This window comes from Synechococcales cyanobacterium CNB, from assembly GCA_030263455.1.
Taxonomy (GTDB): Bacteria; Planctomycetota; Phycisphaerae; order Phycisphaerales; family UBA1924; genus CAADGN01.
This window is the reverse complement of sequence record SZOZ01000005.1, coordinates 135,763-151,672: the sequence shown is the minus strand read 5'-3', so window position 1 is coordinate 151,672 and position 15,910 is coordinate 135,763. Positions and strand designations below refer to the sequence as shown.

Annotated in this window: 7 protein-coding genes; all 7 read right to left on the bottom strand. The window is 70.4% G+C overall.

What is annotated here, in order from left to right:
- Nucleotides 1-3 precede the first annotated feature (3 nt).
- The 7 genes from FBT69_06775 to FBT69_06745 all read right to left on the bottom strand — a co-directional run bounded on the left by FBT69_06775 (nucleotide 4) and on the right by FBT69_06745 (nucleotide 15,448).
- Nucleotides 4-3,633 (bottom strand): VCBS repeat-containing protein, encoded by a 3,630-nt coding sequence (locus FBT69_06775; protein MDL1904505.1) that lies wholly within the window; start codon nucleotides 3,631-3,633, stop codon nucleotides 4-6.
- Nucleotides 3,634-3,714: 81 nt separating this feature from the next.
- Nucleotides 3,715-5,109, bottom strand: coding sequence for an NAD(P)(+) transhydrogenase (Re/Si-specific) subunit beta (locus FBT69_06770; GenBank protein MDL1904504.1), 1,395 nt, complete (start codon nucleotides 5,107-5,109; stop codon nucleotides 3,715-3,717).
- Nucleotides 5,109-6,695, bottom strand: coding sequence for a Re/Si-specific NAD(P)(+) transhydrogenase subunit alpha (locus FBT69_06765; protein ID MDL1904503.1), 1,587 nt, complete (start codon nucleotides 6,693-6,695; stop codon nucleotides 5,109-5,111). Before FBT69_06765 ends, FBT69_06770 begins: the two co-directional genes overlap by 1 nt.
- Before the next feature lie 73 nt (nucleotides 6,696-6,768).
- Nucleotides 6,769-10,635 (bottom strand): ATP-dependent RNA helicase HrpA, encoded by a 3,867-nt coding sequence (gene hrpA / locus FBT69_06760; protein MDL1904502.1) that lies wholly within the window; start codon nucleotides 10,633-10,635, stop codon nucleotides 6,769-6,771.
- 30 nt (nucleotides 10,636-10,665) lie between these two features.
- Nucleotides 10,666-11,880 carry a Gfo/Idh/MocA family oxidoreductase gene (locus FBT69_06755; protein ID MDL1904501.1) on the bottom strand — a complete coding sequence of 405 codons (1,215 nt, stop codon included), beginning with the start codon at nucleotides 11,878-11,880 and terminating at the stop codon, nucleotides 10,666-10,668.
- Entirely contained in the window at nucleotides 11,877-12,821 is a 945-nt protein-coding gene (gene rbsK, locus FBT69_06750; GenBank protein ID MDL1904500.1) for a ribokinase, read from the bottom strand. The genes FBT69_06755 and rbsK overlap by 4 nt, the downstream gene beginning before the upstream one ends.
- A complete protein-coding gene (locus FBT69_06745) occupies nucleotides 12,818-15,448 on the bottom strand; it encodes a hypothetical protein (protein MDL1904499.1) in 2,631 nt (876 codons plus the stop codon). Before FBT69_06745 ends, rbsK begins: the two co-directional genes overlap by 4 nt.
- Between the last annotated feature and the right edge of the window lie 462 nt (nucleotides 15,449-15,910).

Sequence of the window (15,910 nt, the reverse complement as noted above, 5' to 3'; positions counted from 1 at the left end):
GGATCACACGCGAACGGCAACCTCCGTCAGGTTCTCCGGCGTCCAGACGTCCGTGCCCGGATCCCAGTGGTAGCGGATGACCTCCCGGTTGGTGTTCCGTCCGAAGACGTTGAGCCTGCCGTCGGCCCCCGCATACCCGCTCAGCCCGCCGCCGTCGGGACGCGGTGAGCCACCGGGGAGCACTTCATCAAAGGAACTGACGACCCACTCGCCCTCGAACTGCGGAACCCACCAGTAGATCACCAGGTCGCCGTCCGGCCCGACGCCGGCGACATTCAGCCCGCCCCACGGCGTGACGTAACTCGTGAGCGAGCCGACCGCCAGTTGCGGCCCCGAGAAGAGGGCCGTGAGGTCGCTCACCTCCCAGTTGCCCTCGAACTGCGGAACCCACCACGTCACGAGCACCGAACCGGACTCGTCCGTGCCGGCGATGTTGATCCCGTCCCACGACGTGAGGTAGATGGTCAGACCGCCGGTGATCGTCGGCGCGCCGGTAATGGCAGACAGGTCGTCGGTGCGCCAGAGCGTGAACCCTTCGGCATCGGCGATCCAGACCGTGTGCAGACGGCCCGATGCGTCCACGCCCACGATGTTGCGGGCGTTCCAGCTCGTGACGTAACTCGTGATGCGACCCACGAACGCGGGAGTGCTCATGCCCTGCGCGGCGAGATGATCCGTGCTCAGATTCACGAGCGACCACACGAAGCCCCCGTCCGGGTTCACCGCGCCGGTCTGCACGAAGAGCAGCAGATGCCCGGCCGCAGAAATGACCGCGACGTGCGCGATCCCCGTCGTATCCACGAACGCCGTCAGTTGCCCGGTCAGGTCGTCAGCAAGTCCCATCTCGGTCGAGAGATTGCGGAAACTCCACGCGCCGTTCCGCAGCACGAAGAGCAGCAGCCCGTCCACAGAGACCGCGGCCGCGTAGAGCAGCCCGTCCTTGTCGTCCACGAAGAAGCTCACGTCGCCGACGAGCGCGGGCGAACCCGTCGCCGCCTGGAGATCGCGTGCTTCCCACGCCTGGCTACCGGGGTCGATCTGCCGGTACACGAGCGGCCGGTTGTCGGAGTTTCTCGCCCCGACGTAGTAGCGGCCGTCGGCGCCCTGCACGCCGGAGACGACAGCCCCGTTCGCGGCCAGCAGCGAATAGATGACCGTGAGATCGAGCGTGAGTTTGTTCGTTTCGACACCGGCGAAGTCGACGCCGATGGCGATGATGGTCAGCCCGGGGCCGAGCGGCGCGCCGCTCCCCAGAACGGCGAGAATCGACCAACCGTCCTCGCCGTCCTCATCGGTGCCGAGCGCCTCACCTTCGTCGATCGCGTTGTTGCCGTTAAAGTCCGCCCAGAACGCGACGCGCCGGATCGACGCCGGGTTATCGCGTGCCTGCACCGAGAGGGTGAACTGCTGGTCGCGCGTGAGCGTGAGCAGGGTGGACTGCAGGCCGTCGATGCTCGACGCTGTGCGGATGTTGTTGTATGTGCTGATGGTCCCGGCCGTGGCGCTCAGCGTCGCGACGCCGAGGTACGCCCTTCCCTCGAACCTCCCGACCGCAAGCCCGGCCGGAGCGGCCGCGACGACGTGCGAGAGAATCGGCGTCAGGAATCCGAGGCCCCCATCGCCCTCCAGCACAACCACGCGATCGGAACCCTGCACGGCGACGATCGCGTCGGGCCTGCCGTCCACGTTCACGTCGGCGAACTCGATGGCGCCCGCTCCGGCACCAACCTCCACGGAGACGCCCGCCGGCGAGTAGAACCCCAGCCCGTTGTTGCGCCACACCACGACCTTCCCCTCGGTCGTGGTCGCAATCGCATCCAGGTCGCCGTCGCCGTCGAGGTCCGCGAGTGCGAGTCGAACACCCAGCCCACCGAGATTCGCCGCGATCGACGGGCCGATGAAGTTCATGTCGCCGCCGTTGCGGAGCCATTGCAGCGCAGCGCCGCCCGTTGAAGTCACCATGGCGATGTCGAGGTCGCCGTCCTCATCGAGATCACCAAGCCGGATCGAGACCGGGTTTCCCGGCACGGCGAACGAAACCGGCGCGCCGAACGAGCCGCTCCCGTCATTGAGGAGCACGTCGATCACCGACGCCGTCGAGCACCCGACGACGAGGTCCGGTACGCCGTCGCCGTCCATGTCGCCGATGCGGACCTCCTGCGGACCTCCGGAGGTTGCGAACACGCCGCCCGCCGAGAACCCGCCGGCGCCGTCGCCGAAGAAGACAGCAACGGCGTCGTCCAGGTTGAGGCTGACCGCGATATCGGCACGACCGTCGCCGTTCAGGTCGCCGATCGAGACAAAGACGGGCCTGCCGCCGGTGGCGAACGAGGGGCCTGCCAGGAAGTTGCCTGTCCCATCTGAAAAGAAGACGCGAACCGTGCCGTCCTCCGGGAACACGGCCACCAGATCATCGCGGCCGTCGCCGTCAAGATCTGCCGCCGCCATTGCTGCGCCGATGGGCGCACCGGTCACGGAGTCCCGTCGAGCGGCAAAGACGCCGTGGCCCGCGCCGAATAGGATCGTGAGCGTATCGCTCTCCTCGTTCACGACCATGACGTCGAGCACGCTATCCCCGTCCATGTCCTTCAGCGTGACGGCCCGTGGCGCCTGGCCCACCAGAAACGCCGGCGAGGTCGTAAAGTTCCCGTTGCCCACGCCGAAGCCGACCTGAACGTTGTTCGCGTCGGAGTTCCCGGTGATGAAGTCGACGCGGCCGTCGCCGTTGAGATCCGCCAGCGCAACGGAGCGCGGCCTGGCGTCCACGGACACCAGGAAACCCGGGTTGGTCAGCGCGCCCGTGCCGTCGTTGAGCCGGACCGTGACCACGTCGTCATCGGCGCACGCGACAACCACGTCGAGGTGCCCATCGCCGTTCAGGTCGCCGAGTGCAACGTCCTCCGGGTTCGCGCTCACGAGGTACTGCACTGGCGCGGCGAACGCGCCTGAGCCGTCGTTGATAAAGACACGGATCGCGTCGTCCTCCGAGGCAGCGACCACGAGGTCCGGCGCGCCGTCGCCCGTAAGATCGCCGACCGCAACCGCCCGTGGCGCGGTTCCGCCCGGGAGAAGTGTCGCGGGACCGAATCCGCCCGTCCCGTCGCCGATGTAGACGCCGACGAAGTTCAGGAGGAAGTTGGTCGTCACAAGGTCGAGGTCGCCGTCGCCGTTCAGGTCGGCCAGCGCAAGCCCGACCGGTCCGCCGTTGCCGGCGATGCGCGTCGCGTCGCCGAACGTTCCGTCGCCGTTGCCGAGGAAGACCGCGATGGAGTTGTTGCCGAACTCACTCACGACGAGGTCGATCGCCCCGTCGCCGTTCAGGTCGCCCGCGACAACGCGCGACGCCGAGCCGAGCGTGTCGAGTGTCTGCGAGCGTGTGAACGATCCGTCGCCGCGTCCGAGCAGCACCGTGACGGTGTTCGAATCAAAGTCCGCCGTTGCCGCGTCGAGGATGCCGTCGTCATCGAAATCCGCGACGACCAGCCCGGTCGGCGCGTCACCGACAGCCGTGGTCGGCGCGTCGTACACGACCGCGAGAAGAACCCGCCCTTCGAGGGCCTCGGATCGGCACGAATCTCCCGCGGAAAGTGCGGACTCGGAGCGGGCACGAACTCGCGTCTTGCTCATGGGCATCCCCTGCCTGTGCGCACGGCCACCCGGCCGGACCAAGTCTATCGGCAGGCCGGGGCACGATCATCCACAGACGCGAACCGGCTACGAACGCAGCCCCGTCAGCAACGCCTCGACGACCTTCTTCGCGTCGCCGAAGAGCATCCGCGTGTTCTCGCGGTAGAACAGAGGGTTGTCCACGCCCGCGTAGCCCGTGGCCATCCCCCGCTTCATCACGATCACCGTGCGGGCCTTCCAGACTTCAAGCACAGGCATCCCGGCGATCGGACTCCCAGGGTCGTCCTGGGCAGCGGGATTCACGATGTCATTCGCCCCGATGACGAGCACGACGTCCGTCTGCGGGAAGTCGGGGTTGATCTCCTCCATCTCGAGCACGACGTCGTACGGCACGCCCGCCTCGGCGAGCAGCACGTTCATGTGCCCCGGCAGCCTCCCCGCAACCGGGTGGATCGCGAAACGAACGAGCACGCCGGCCGATTCGAGCAGGCGGACACATTCCGCCAGCGCGTGCTGCGCCTGGGCGACGGCCATGCCGTACCCCGGCACGATGATGACGCTCCGCGCCGACTTCAGAAGCGAGACGGCGGCGGGAGCGTCGATCGGCGTGACCTCACCCCCCGGTGCCTCGCCCGACGGCGCGGCCCCGCCCTCGGTGCCGAACCCGCCGAGGATAACACTGATGAACGAACGGTTCATCCCCCGGCACATGATGTAGCTCAGGATCGCGCCGCTGCTGCCGACCAGCGCGCCTGTCACGATCAGCAGGTCGTTCTCCAGCATGAAGCCCGCCGCCGATGCCGCCCAACCCGAGTAACTGTTCAGCATCGAGACGACGACCGGCATATCCGCCCCACCGATCGCGGCCACGAGGTGCATCCCCAGCACACCCGTGATGGCCGTCGCGATCAGCAACTCCGCCATTCCCGCCCCGCCGGTCGCCATGCCGTAGCGAACGCCGAGCACGACCGTCACCAGCAGCGCGGCGGCGTTCGCGGCGTGACGGGCCGGAAGAATCAGCGGCTTGCCGCTCACCAACCCCTGCAACTTCAGGAACGCGACGACCGAGCCGGTGAACGTGATCGAACCGATGCACGCCCCGAGATACACCTCGACGCGATGCACCAGTTCGCCCGATCCGGTTTGCGAGGCGTGCGGCTCGAGGTGCCCCGCCACCGCCACCAGCACCGCCGCAAGCCCGACGAAACTGTGCAGAATCGCCACGAGTTGCGGCATCGCCGTCATCCGGACCCTCGCCGCGACCACCGCACCGACGATCACCGCCGGCGCCATCGCCGCCGCCAGCAGGGCGTAATCGCCCACTCGTTCTCCGAGCGTCGTTGCGGTCAGGGCAAGCGCCATGCCCGCGATGCCGCACGCGACCCCGCGCCGTGCCGTCTCGGGGCGCGACAGCCCGCCGAGCGCGAGGATGAACAGCGCGCTGGCAGCGATGTACGACGCCGTCACCATGCTCTCCGGCATCACGCTGACGATCCTCCCGTCGGGGCGTGCTTCCGGAACATGGAGAGCATCCGCCGCGTCACCAGGAACCCGCCCGCGACGTTCACCGTGGCAACGAGCACCGCCACCATCCCCAACACCGCCGGCAACCCCCGCCCCTGGCCCGTGAGGTGCAGCATCCCGCCGATCACGATGATGCCGCTGATCGCGTTCGTGATGCTCATCAGCGGCGTGTGCAGCGCGGGCGTGACGTTCCACACCACCAGCCAGCCCACGAAGCACGCCAGCACGAACACCGTGAGGTGCGAGAGCAGCGCGGGCGGCGCGGTCAGGCCGATGAGCAGCAGCAGCACGCCCGCCAGCCCCAGCCAGAACACCCTCTGCCACGGCCGCGACTTCCTCTCGACCGCGGCCGGCACCGGGGCCACTTTCGCAGGCTCTGCACGCTCGCGCCCGGTCGCGACCACCGGCTCGACCTGCGGCTTCGGCGGCGGCCAGGTGATCTCGCCCCTGTGCGCGACCAGCGCACCTCGTATTACCTCGTCCCCCAAGTCCGGCTCCAGGTCCGCACCCAGCGCCTCGACCAGGTGGAAGACCGTCGTCGCGTACAACTGGCTCGACTGGCTCGCCATCCGGCTCGGCAGGTCCGTGAATCCGACAATCGTGACGCCCTTGTGCTCCACGACCTCATCCGGTCGCGTCAGCGCGCAGTTCCCGCCCTGCTCAGCCGCCAGGTCCACCACGACCGAACCAGGCCTCATGCTCTCGACCATGCCCGCGGTCACGAGCACCGGCGCCCGCTTGCCGGGGATGAGTGCGGTCGTGATGATCGCGTCGACTTCCATCGCCTGCGCCGCGAAGAGGGCCATCTCCGCCTCGACGTAGGCCTTGGACATTTCCTTCCCATAGCCGCCTCCCCCCTCGCCCTCCTCATCGACGTGCAGTTCGAGGAACTCCGCGCCCATGCTGCGGACCTGGTCGCGCGTCGCGGCACGCGTGTCGAATGCACGCACGATCGCTCCGAGGCTCCGGGCGGTACCGATCGCGGACAACCCCGCGACGCCGGCCCCGATGACCAGCACCTTCGCCGGATCGACACGCCCTGCAGCCGTCATCTGCCCAGCGAAGAACCGCGGCAGAGAGTGGGCGGCCTCGACCACCGCCCGGTACCCGGCGACGTTCGCCATCGCGCTGAGGGCGTCCATCTTCTGCGCCCGCGTGATGCGGGGCACGCAGTCCATGGCGAGCGCGGTGATGCGCCGCGACGCCAACCGCTCCAGCAGCTCCCGGTTCTGCCCCGGCCAGATGAAGCAAACGAGCCTCCCGCCCTCCCGGATCAGGTCCGCCTCGTGCACGCCCAGCCCTGGGTGCGCCTCCGGCCCGCGCACCTTCGCGATCAGGTCCGCTCGCTGCCAGAGGTCTCGCACCCCGTCAACGATCTCGGCTCCGGCCTCGACGAACGCCGAATCAGAACAGCCCGCCGCGTCGCCCGCGCCTCGCTCGACCAGAACCCCGAACCCGGCCTTGCGGTAGCGCAACACCGTCTGCGGCGTGGCGGCAACGCGGCGCTCGCCTTGGTGCACTTCTTTCGGGATGCCGACAAGCACGGTCCGATTCTCCGGTCGAGTGACCCGCTCCGGGCCGGGAGGCGGAAGGATACTGTGTCCGCCGCGTGGCGTCTCAGCCCGCCGCAGCCGCCTGCACCCGCCCCCACTGCTCATCGAGACGCCTCGCCGAAACCGGTTGAGCGGTGCCGAGTCCCTGCGAGAACACCGAGACGCGAAGTTCCTCGACCATCCATCGGTACGAGCGGAGTTCGTCGCGCGCCAAGGGCGGATGCGAGTCGAGCCGCCCAAGAGCGTCGATGTAGCGCCACCACGCCGGCGCGACCGTGTCCAACGCGGCCCGCTCTCCCGCCGTGCGGCCTGCCGCCAGCCTGCGAAGCCGGGCCTCGAGCGCGGCGAGATAACGCGGATAGTGCCGCAATTGGTCGGCCGCCGTGGACGCCAGGAACCCGGCCGGGATCAGGTGATCCAACTGCGAGGCGATGTCCTCCCCGGATTCGCCATGCAGGAGTTCGGGGTTGCTTTCAATGAGTACGCGAACCCGCTGCACGGCTTCGAGCGTCCTCTCTGCAACCCTCGCCGCTTCGACGAGCGCGGGCGAGAGGCGGCCCCACGTCTCGGACACCGCCCGCTCGAACGCTGCCGACGTCCGGATCGCCGCGAGCGGGACGGGGCACGCGCGCTCGACCGCCATCACCGCAAGATCCTCGTGCAGCGCGTCCGCGCTTCCGAGCGTGGCGTACAGAAGCCGGAGCCGCTCGACGCCCGGCAGGTGCTCGATGAGCGTCCGCAACTCGCCGGCAAGTCGAACGCGGAGGAGTCGTCGGACGCCGATCGGCCACGCCGCCTCGGCCTCATCGCGCGAAGTGAACAGCCGCACCGCAGCCGCTCGCATCTCCTCGGCCATCGCCGGCCACGCCCGCACGCTCGCGCCGCCGAGCGCGATCACGACGCTCTCGGGCGGGTCGCCGATCGTCCAGTCGGAGATCGCCGCCCGGTTGTAGTCGCTCCGCACGACGCGGAGCGCTTCGGCCAGCGCGCCGCGTATCGACGCGCGAACGGCGGCGACGTCGTGCCCGCAAGCCACCGCGCGGCCGCCCTCGTCCACCACGGCGACACGCGCCCTCAAGTGCTCCGGCACGGCGTCCGGGGCGAAGTTGCCGGCACGGACCGTCACGCCGCGCGTGCGGCCGATGAACGCCGCGAGTCCTTCAACCAGCGGACACGAACGATCCGGCGACGACGCCAGGAACGAATCCACGATCTCGGGCGCAGGCCCGAGCGACCGCCGCGCCGCGCGAGGCAGGGTCCGCACGAGCGCGATCGCCGCGTCGCGGACGTTTCCCGGCACCGCCCAGTCCACCGCCGCCTGCGTGAGCGACCACGCCGCCCCGAGCGGCACGGTGATGGTGACTCCGTCCGCATCTCCGCCGGGGTCGTGCGCGTAGTCAATCGGCAGTTCCACGCCGCCGACGCGGATCGTGTCGGGAAACGACTCCGCCGACGCGGCCTCGGCGAGCGGACCGGCCAGTTCTCGCTCGTCGAAGTAGAGGGCCATCGGATCGTCGCGTTCCGCGCGCAGCCGCCACGCCTCGAACGCACGCCCCGTCCAGACGCCCGGCGGCACTCTGCGGTCGTAGAAGTCGAAGCGCCGCTGGGCCTGCGCCGCACTCTCGTCGCGGCGGAGTTTCGCGCTCAGCGCGCGCACTCGTTCGACCACGCGCCGGTTGTGCCGCTCGAAATCGGCCCCGCTCGCGTGCCCGCCCTCGACCAGCGCGTGGTGAATGAACAGCGCCCGCGCCTCGGCCGGGTTCACGCCCCCGAAATCAACCCGCCTGCGATCGACCACCGGCAGCCCGAGCAGCGACACCGTCTCGAACGCGACCGCACGCTCGCGCCGCGCATCCCATCGCGGCTCGGAATACGTCCGCGACAGCAGGTGCGACCCGAGCCGCTCCACCCACGACGCTCGCACCGGCGCGACAATCCTCGCGTACAGCCGCGTCGTCTGCACCAGCTCCGCCGCAACAATCCAGGGCGGATCGCGCCCGTGCATCACGGACCCCGGGTGAATCCTGAACTTCGTCCCGCTCGGCCCCTCGTACTCGTGGCGCTCGCGCAGCCGGCCCACGTGCACCAGCAGCCCCGTCAGCAGCGCCCGGTGCACGCGGTCCTCGTGCGGGTGCGCGGCGTTGATCCGCATCCCGAGTTCCATCGCCATCGCGTGCAGCTGGTGGTGAACGTCCTGCCACTCCCGCATCCGCGCGTGCGACAGGAACCGCTCCCGGCACCAGCCCTGCAACCCCCGGCGCGACGACTCCCGCGCGGCCTTGTGGAACTCCTCCCACACACGCACAAGCGTCAGGAAGTCCGAACGGGGGTCGGCGTTCGCCCGGTGCGCCGCGTCCGCCTCGTCCCGCTTGTCGATCGGCCTGTCGCGCGGATCTCGCACCGACAAGCCCGCCACGATGATCAGCGCCTCGCGCAGCGACCCCTCCCGTTCCGCCGCCAGCAGCATCCGTCCGAGCCTCGGATCGACCGGCAACCGCGCCAGTCGACGGCCGATCTCGGTCAGCCCGCCGTCGGCTCCCATCGCGCCCAGCTCGACCAGCGTGTCGCGCCCGTCGCGGATCATCCGCGCCGAGGGCGCCTCGACGAACGGGAATCGCTCCACCTCGCCCAGCCGCAGCGCGGCCATCTGGAGGATCACCCCCGCCAGGTTCGTCCGCAGGATCTCCGGATCGGTGAACCTGGGGCGCGACTCGTCGTCGGTCTCGCTGTACAAGCGGACGCAGATCCCCTCACGCACGCGTCCGCACCGGCCGGCCCGCTGGTCCGCCGACGCACGCGAGATCGGCTCGACCTCCAGCCGCTGGATGCGCGAGCGCGGGCTGTAGCGGTTGATCCGCGCGACGCCCGTGTCGATCACGAAACGGACGCCCGGCACCGTAAGCGACGTTTCCGCCACGTTCGTCGCCAGGATCACGCGCCGCCCGTTGTGCGCGCGGAACACGCGGTCCTGCTCCTCCGCGGAGAGCCTGGCGTAGAGCGGCAGCACCTCCCGCCCCTCCGCGCCCGGCGCGGCCCGCAACGCCTCGGCCGCCTCGCGGATCTCACGCTCGCCCGGCAGGAACACGAGCACGTCGCCCAAGCCCTCGGCCTCAAGCCCCAGCAGCGTGTGGACGATCGCCTCGGACATCGTGGCGTCCGCGGCGTCCGGCGGCGCGTGCCGGACCTCGACCGGGTACGTCCGCCCCGAGACTTCGATGACCGGGCACCCGCCGAAGTGGCGGCTGAAACGCTCCGGGTCGATCGTCGCCGAAGTGACGATCACCTTCAGGTCGTGCCGCTTGGGCAGCAGTTGGCGCAGGTACCCGAGCAGGAAGTCGACGTTCAGGCTCCGCTCGTGCGCCTCGTCGATGATGATCGTGTCGTAGGCGAGCAGCCTGCGGTCGCCCTGCGTTTCGGCGAGCAGCACCCCGTCGGTCATCACCTTGACGAGCGTGTCGGGCGACGTGCGATCATTGAACCGAACCTTGTAGCCGACCGCGCGCCCGAGCGGCACGCGCAGTTCCGCCGCCACCCGCGACGCGATGCTCCGGGCCGCGACGCGCCGCGGCTGCGTGTGCGCGATGACGCCGGTCGCGCCGCGCCCCAGTTCCAGGCAGAACTTCGGGAGTTGCGTGCTCTTGCCCGAACCCGTCTCGCCGCACACCACGACGGCCTGGTGCTCCCGGATCGCCGACAGGATGCGCTCTCGCTCCGCGACGATGGGCAGCTCGGGCGGGTAGTCGATGGAACGGATGCGCCCGGCCCGCGCCGCGGCCCGCTGCGCCGAACGCTCCGCCTGCGCGTGCAGCGAGCGAATCTCGTCGCGCCGTCCCGCGTGGTCGGCCGCCCGCAGCCGGCGCGCGATCCGCTCCCGATCCGTCGCCATGCACGACGGGAGGAGGCTTCTCACCATGGCCGCGGACTCGGACACGGGCAATCGTTGGCGGCCCGCGGCCGCTCGTCAGGCCAGACCCACTTGCCGAAGCAACGGCGCGATCTCGACCGGCTCACCGGTCTCCGCCGATCGCCTGATCGCCTCCATGACGCACACGGTCTCGACGCCCTCCTCCAGCTCCGGCGATCGCGGCTCGCCCGAGATCAGCCCGGAGGCGAAGTGATCGGCGTAGTTGGCGAACTCGCCGTAGTGCATCCCGTGCACCTCGCTGTTGAAGTAGTAATGGCGGCCCGCGTAGAGCAAGTCCTCGACGATCTCGGCGTGCGCGCCCGGCCGGAACGCGCCCCCGCCCACGCCCACGGCTTCGTCGTCCGCGCCGCTCGCGGTGTGCACGTACCGCATGTCGTGGTACTGCGCCAGGCTCGTCCCGCCGGACGCGAACACGAGACATTCGATGCAGTTGCGTGCTGTCGGCAACTCGTGGCATCCATAATGCCCCATCACGCGCGCGATCCGCCCGTCCTCGGCCAGCAGGTTGACGACGTACATGTCTCTCCCATTCACGCCGAACGCCCGCCCCATCGCGGACACAACGCCGAGCGCGTGCACGCACCGAATCCTCCCCAGGTACCATCGCACGAGATCGACCGGGTGGCTCAACCCCAGGAACACCCAGTCGGTCTCCGTCGCCGCCCACCGGCTCTTGCGGTAGTACCAGTCCATGCGGTGAATGTAGTGCGCATCCACCATTTCCACCGCGTTCAGGCCGCCGAAATCGCCTCGCTCCAGCGCGGACCGTTGCCGCCGGAACGGCTCAAAAAAGCGCGTGCTCTGCCCGACCAGCAGCCGCCGACCCGTCCGCCGGCCCGCTTCGAGAATGCGCTTCGCCCCTTCCAGCGAGTTCGCCAGCGGCTTGGTGCAGATCACGTCCTTGCCGGCCTCGAAGGCCCGCTCCACGTGCTCGGCGTGCAGGTGGTCCGGCGTGTAGATCGCCACGATCTCCACCTCGGGACGGGACAGCATCGAGCCGTAATCCGGGGTGTAGTACAGCCCCGGCAACTCGCGGCGCGAGGCCGCGATCTTCTCCTCGCTCAGGTCGCATCCCGCCACCGCCCGCGCAAACACGCACCGCGACTCGAGGGCGATCAGGAGCGTCCGCCCTTCGTGCAGCCCGAGCACGCCGACGCCCTTTGCGCCCGGGTGGCGTTCCGGTGGTGCGACCGGCGCGGTGCCCGGGATGTGCTCGATGAACCCCGCGCCGACTCCTTTCTCGCCTGTCATCGCGTGCGCTCTCCGCCTTCCGCGTGCGTGACGTGCAACCGTTCCGCGACCTCGGCTCGCCCCGGCAGGGAAGGAATCGCGCCGGGCCGCGTCGCCGCCAGCGCGCCCGCGACGCAACCCGTGCGAACCGCCTCCTCGACCGATCCGCCCGCCGCCAGACAGGCCGCCAAGGCCCCGCAGAACGCGTCCCCCGCCGCGGTCGAGTCCACCGCCCGCACCGGGATCGACGGCACACGCACCGAGGCGTCGCTCGCGGCCAGGCACGCCCCATCCGGCCCGGCCGTCACCACCACTGCGCCCGATCCGAGCCGGAGCACGTCCTTGGCCAGCGCGAGCGGATCGTCCTCCTCTGCCCCCCCCGTCAGCAGCGCGGCCTCGCCCCTGTTCGCAACCAGCAGATCGACCTGCCTGAGGATTCCCTCGGGCACGACCGCGGCCGGGGCGGCGTTCAGCACGACGCGACGCCCGGCTCCGTGCGCAACACGAATCGCAGCCGCGACGGTCTCGAACGGCGTTTCGAGCTGCAGCAGCAGCACCGCCGCGGAACGGACGATCCCGGCCACGCTCTCGACGTCCTCCGGCGTGAGACTCGCGTTCGCGCCGGGTGCGACGACGATGGTGTTCTCGCCCGCGCGCTCGTCCACGATGATGACACCGACCCCGGTCGCCGTTCCGGCGGTGGCGCGGATCGCCGTCGCATCCACGCCCTCGCGGACGAACATGGCCCGGAGCGACTGCCCGTAGTCGTCCGCGCCGACCCGCCCCACCATCGACACGCGCGCCCCCATCCGGGCCGCCGCGACGGCCTGGTTCGCGCCCTTCCCGCCGGGGAACGTCGCGAACGGGCCGCCGAGGATCGTCTCCCCGGGCACGGGCAGGCGCGGCGTGCGCACCACCAAGTCCATGTTGATCGAGCCGACGACGCACACGCTTCCGCTCACGCCCGTGCTCCTTCGCTGTCCCGCGGCTCAGTCGTCCGATGCACCGTCGCCCAGACCTCGCGTTTAGCGTCGAGGTCGCGCCATGCCTTGCGCCCCATCACCAGGTCCGCCATCACCGTCGCGATCTCGCGCGGCCGCACGGCAAAGCGAACCCGCGACCACTCGACCAGCCTGCCGCGGAGCACGGCCCCGCGCGCCCAGTCGGGCGGATCGGCAGGCTCGGGGGAGAGCCAACCCGTGTCGCGCAGATGGAGCGGGGCCTCGGCGGGCGCGGCTCCGGCCGGCCACGGGCCGCACTCGCCCATGAGGTTCGTCTTGGCCGCGAGCGCGACCGTCCCGGGCAGTTTCAGCGTGACCTCGGCCGGTTCGCCGTTCCATTCGACGAGGCGAATCACGAAGGGGTGCGTGCACGCGCCGCTCGATTCGATCGCCATTCGGTGCCCCGCCCAGTCCGGCAGGCGCTCGCCGGACTTCATGGATTCGCGGAAGAAGGCCTGCGCGTGGACCGCCGGCGCGCCGGTGATCTCCAGAGGCCCGAACACATCGGGGAGATCGCCCCGTTCGCCCTCGTGCACGCCGACGAGCCACGATCGGGCGGCCCGGCTCGCCCGCTCCGCATCGGTCAGCGGGCCGTGCGGCGTGATGGCGAGGCTCGCATCGAACCCTCGCTCGTACCGCTTCCCGTCCCACGGGTCGCGCGCCGTCAGCAGGCAGCGCACCCCGTCCTCCGTTCGGAACCACTGCTGCGATCCGTCGTGCGTGATCAGCAGCCCGTCGCCCTGATCGTTGAGCAGATCGACGAGCCGCAACGCCGTGAATGGCCGGTGGACGTCCTCGAAGACCTGCGGCGACGTCATCCAGTCGCCCGTCGGGTACTTCCGCGGGCGCGTCGCCGCCGCTTCCACCCGGCCGATCCCGAACGGGTAGTCGCACACGACCCTCGCGATGCGGAATCGAGGCACGAACTCGGCAGCAAGCCCTCCGCGCATTCCCGGCTCGGGATCGGGAATCTGATCGGACAGAATCTGAACGTCCACGGTGTCCCGGAGAGGCGCGAGCGACACACGGGCGCCGAATCCGCCGTCGCCCGACCGGCTCGCCCTCGCGATGAACACCGTCGGCCGTCCCTGGAACTCGTCGAGTTCGACCCGCACGTCGTCGAACGTCTCGACGCCCCCGGCGCGAGCCATCGACACCGCGCAGAGCGGCCTCTCCGGCGCAACAACCCCCTCCGGGAATCGCTCCGAACGGAGCCGCGTGATGACGCCGCGCTCCGCGTCCACGTCCACCCGGAACGCGCCCCGCTCGAGGATGATCGTCCCTCGCTCCCGGTACGCCCTGACCTTCGGGCTTCCGCGTGCCGCGCGGGGCGCCACCCGGTAGCCGAACGCGGGAACATCCTCGACCACCTCGCCGCGCAGGTCGAGCGAGGTCGTGACGAGCAGGTCGTGCGGCACACCCGCACCGTTGAACACGACCGTGGCCCCCTCGACGGCGTTCATGCGCGACGCGAGCGCCTCCATCGAACGCCGGGCCACTTCGTTCGCCAGGGTGGACGCCCGCTCGAAGGAAGCCTCGCCGATGAACCCGCACAGCCCCTCGCACTCGTGATTGTCGTGGTGCTGGGCGGCGAGCGCCTCGCGCCACCCCTCCTCGAGTTCCCACGTCGGGTAGACGTCCCACCCGGGGTAGGGGCGGCCGAACAATCCCAGCAGCGCGGAGATCGCCTCGGCGCAGACGAGCCGCTGCTCGCACAGCCCGCTGGATCGCGGGTGCCGGTCCCCGTTCTTTCCCAGCGTCATCCCGTGCCACACGTCGTCCATCGTGTACGCGCGAACGGGCGGATCGCCTTCGGACGACCCACGCAACTCCTCGATCAACGCCCCGCACGTCCGCGGCCGCACCTCGAACCGCGGGTCCGCGAACAACGCCTTCAGCCGCGGCAGCAGCACCTCGCTCCGGCACATCCAGTCCCGGCTCGGCATCAACTCCAGCCACTGCACGATCGCCGGCGCCTCCAGCTCCCGGATCAGCCCCTGCTCGAGCAGCCCGTCGAAGTCCTCGGGCCACTGGTGCACGTTCAGCTCGTTGCGCGGCAGCGTCGGCAGCCACGTGCCGTCCGCGCCCTCCCACAGGATCAGGCTCGCCCGCTCGCGCGGCGCCTCCGGCGTGTGCCACGTCCACTGGAAGAACAGGTTCGCCCCCGTGAACCCGCACGACGCCAGCACCTGCGGCAGCTGCGGGAAGAAGTAGAACTCCTCCTCCCAGAACGTGCGCGGCCTCACGCCCAGCAGCCGCAGCACGCTCCGCACGCCGAACGTGAACTGCCGCGCGTTGCTCTCGCCGCCGTGGAACAGGCCATAGGGCTGCCCGTAGGAGCACCCGACCGGCTCGATCGTGCCGGCCTGCACCGCCTCCCGCAGTTCAGCGAGCGCATCGGGGCACTCGGCCGCCATCTTCTCGTACCCGATCGCGTCGAAGTTCACACAGCCACGCGCGCCGGTCTCGCGGCAGAGGCGCAGCATGTCCCGCACCGACCCCGGGAGCACGTCGTACCCCCACAGCCACTGCATGTCCACCCAGTGCATGTGGTTGCCGAAGGTGTAATAGACGGGGCGTCGCGACATCCAGCGGCCTCCGCGCCTCGCCGGTTGAGAACCGGCCGCGGCAGCCTACAGGCGTTCGCGGACCGAAGCGCAACATCATCCGCCAGGACGCCCTCGACGGCACGCCCCTGCAGGGCATCTTCGTCGCCGGACTCGACAACTTCGGCAACATCCGGGGCGGCGAGATGCAGATCCCCGCGCCCGGCTCTCTCGCCCTGCTCGCCGCGGGCGGGCTGATGCTCCGCCGCCGCCGCTGATCCGACCGTCAACCCGCGTTCTCCACGAGGGCCGGCCCCGCGAGGGTCGGCCCCTTTTTCGTCGAGGGACGGCCCGCGAACCCCGCGCCCGGCCCTTGATCCGGGCGGTCCCCGGCCGCCGCCCCGGGGCGGGCACGTGCCCCGGCCGTCCCGGCGCGTGCCGCGGCCGTTCGGACCCGTGCCCGAGCCGCGCGGGCACGCGCTCCAGACTCCCGGGCACGTGCCG

Excerpts from the sequence above, each read along its gene's own strand:
- FBT69_06755 (MDL1904501.1), bottom strand. The coding sequence starts at position 11,880 with ATGACAGGCGAGAAAGGAGTCGGCGCGGGGTTCATCGAGCACATCCCG.
- FBT69_06745 (MDL1904499.1), bottom strand. The coding sequence starts at position 15,448 with ATGTCGCGACGCCCCGTCTATTACACCTTCGGCAACCACATGCACTGG.
- FBT69_06770 (MDL1904504.1), bottom strand. The coding sequence starts at position 5,109 with ATGCCGGAGAGCATGGTGACGGCGTCGTACATCGCTGCCAGCGCGCTG.
- FBT69_06775 (MDL1904505.1), bottom strand. The coding sequence starts at position 3,633 with ATGCCCATGAGCAAGACGCGAGTTCGTGCCCGCTCCGAGTCCGCACTT.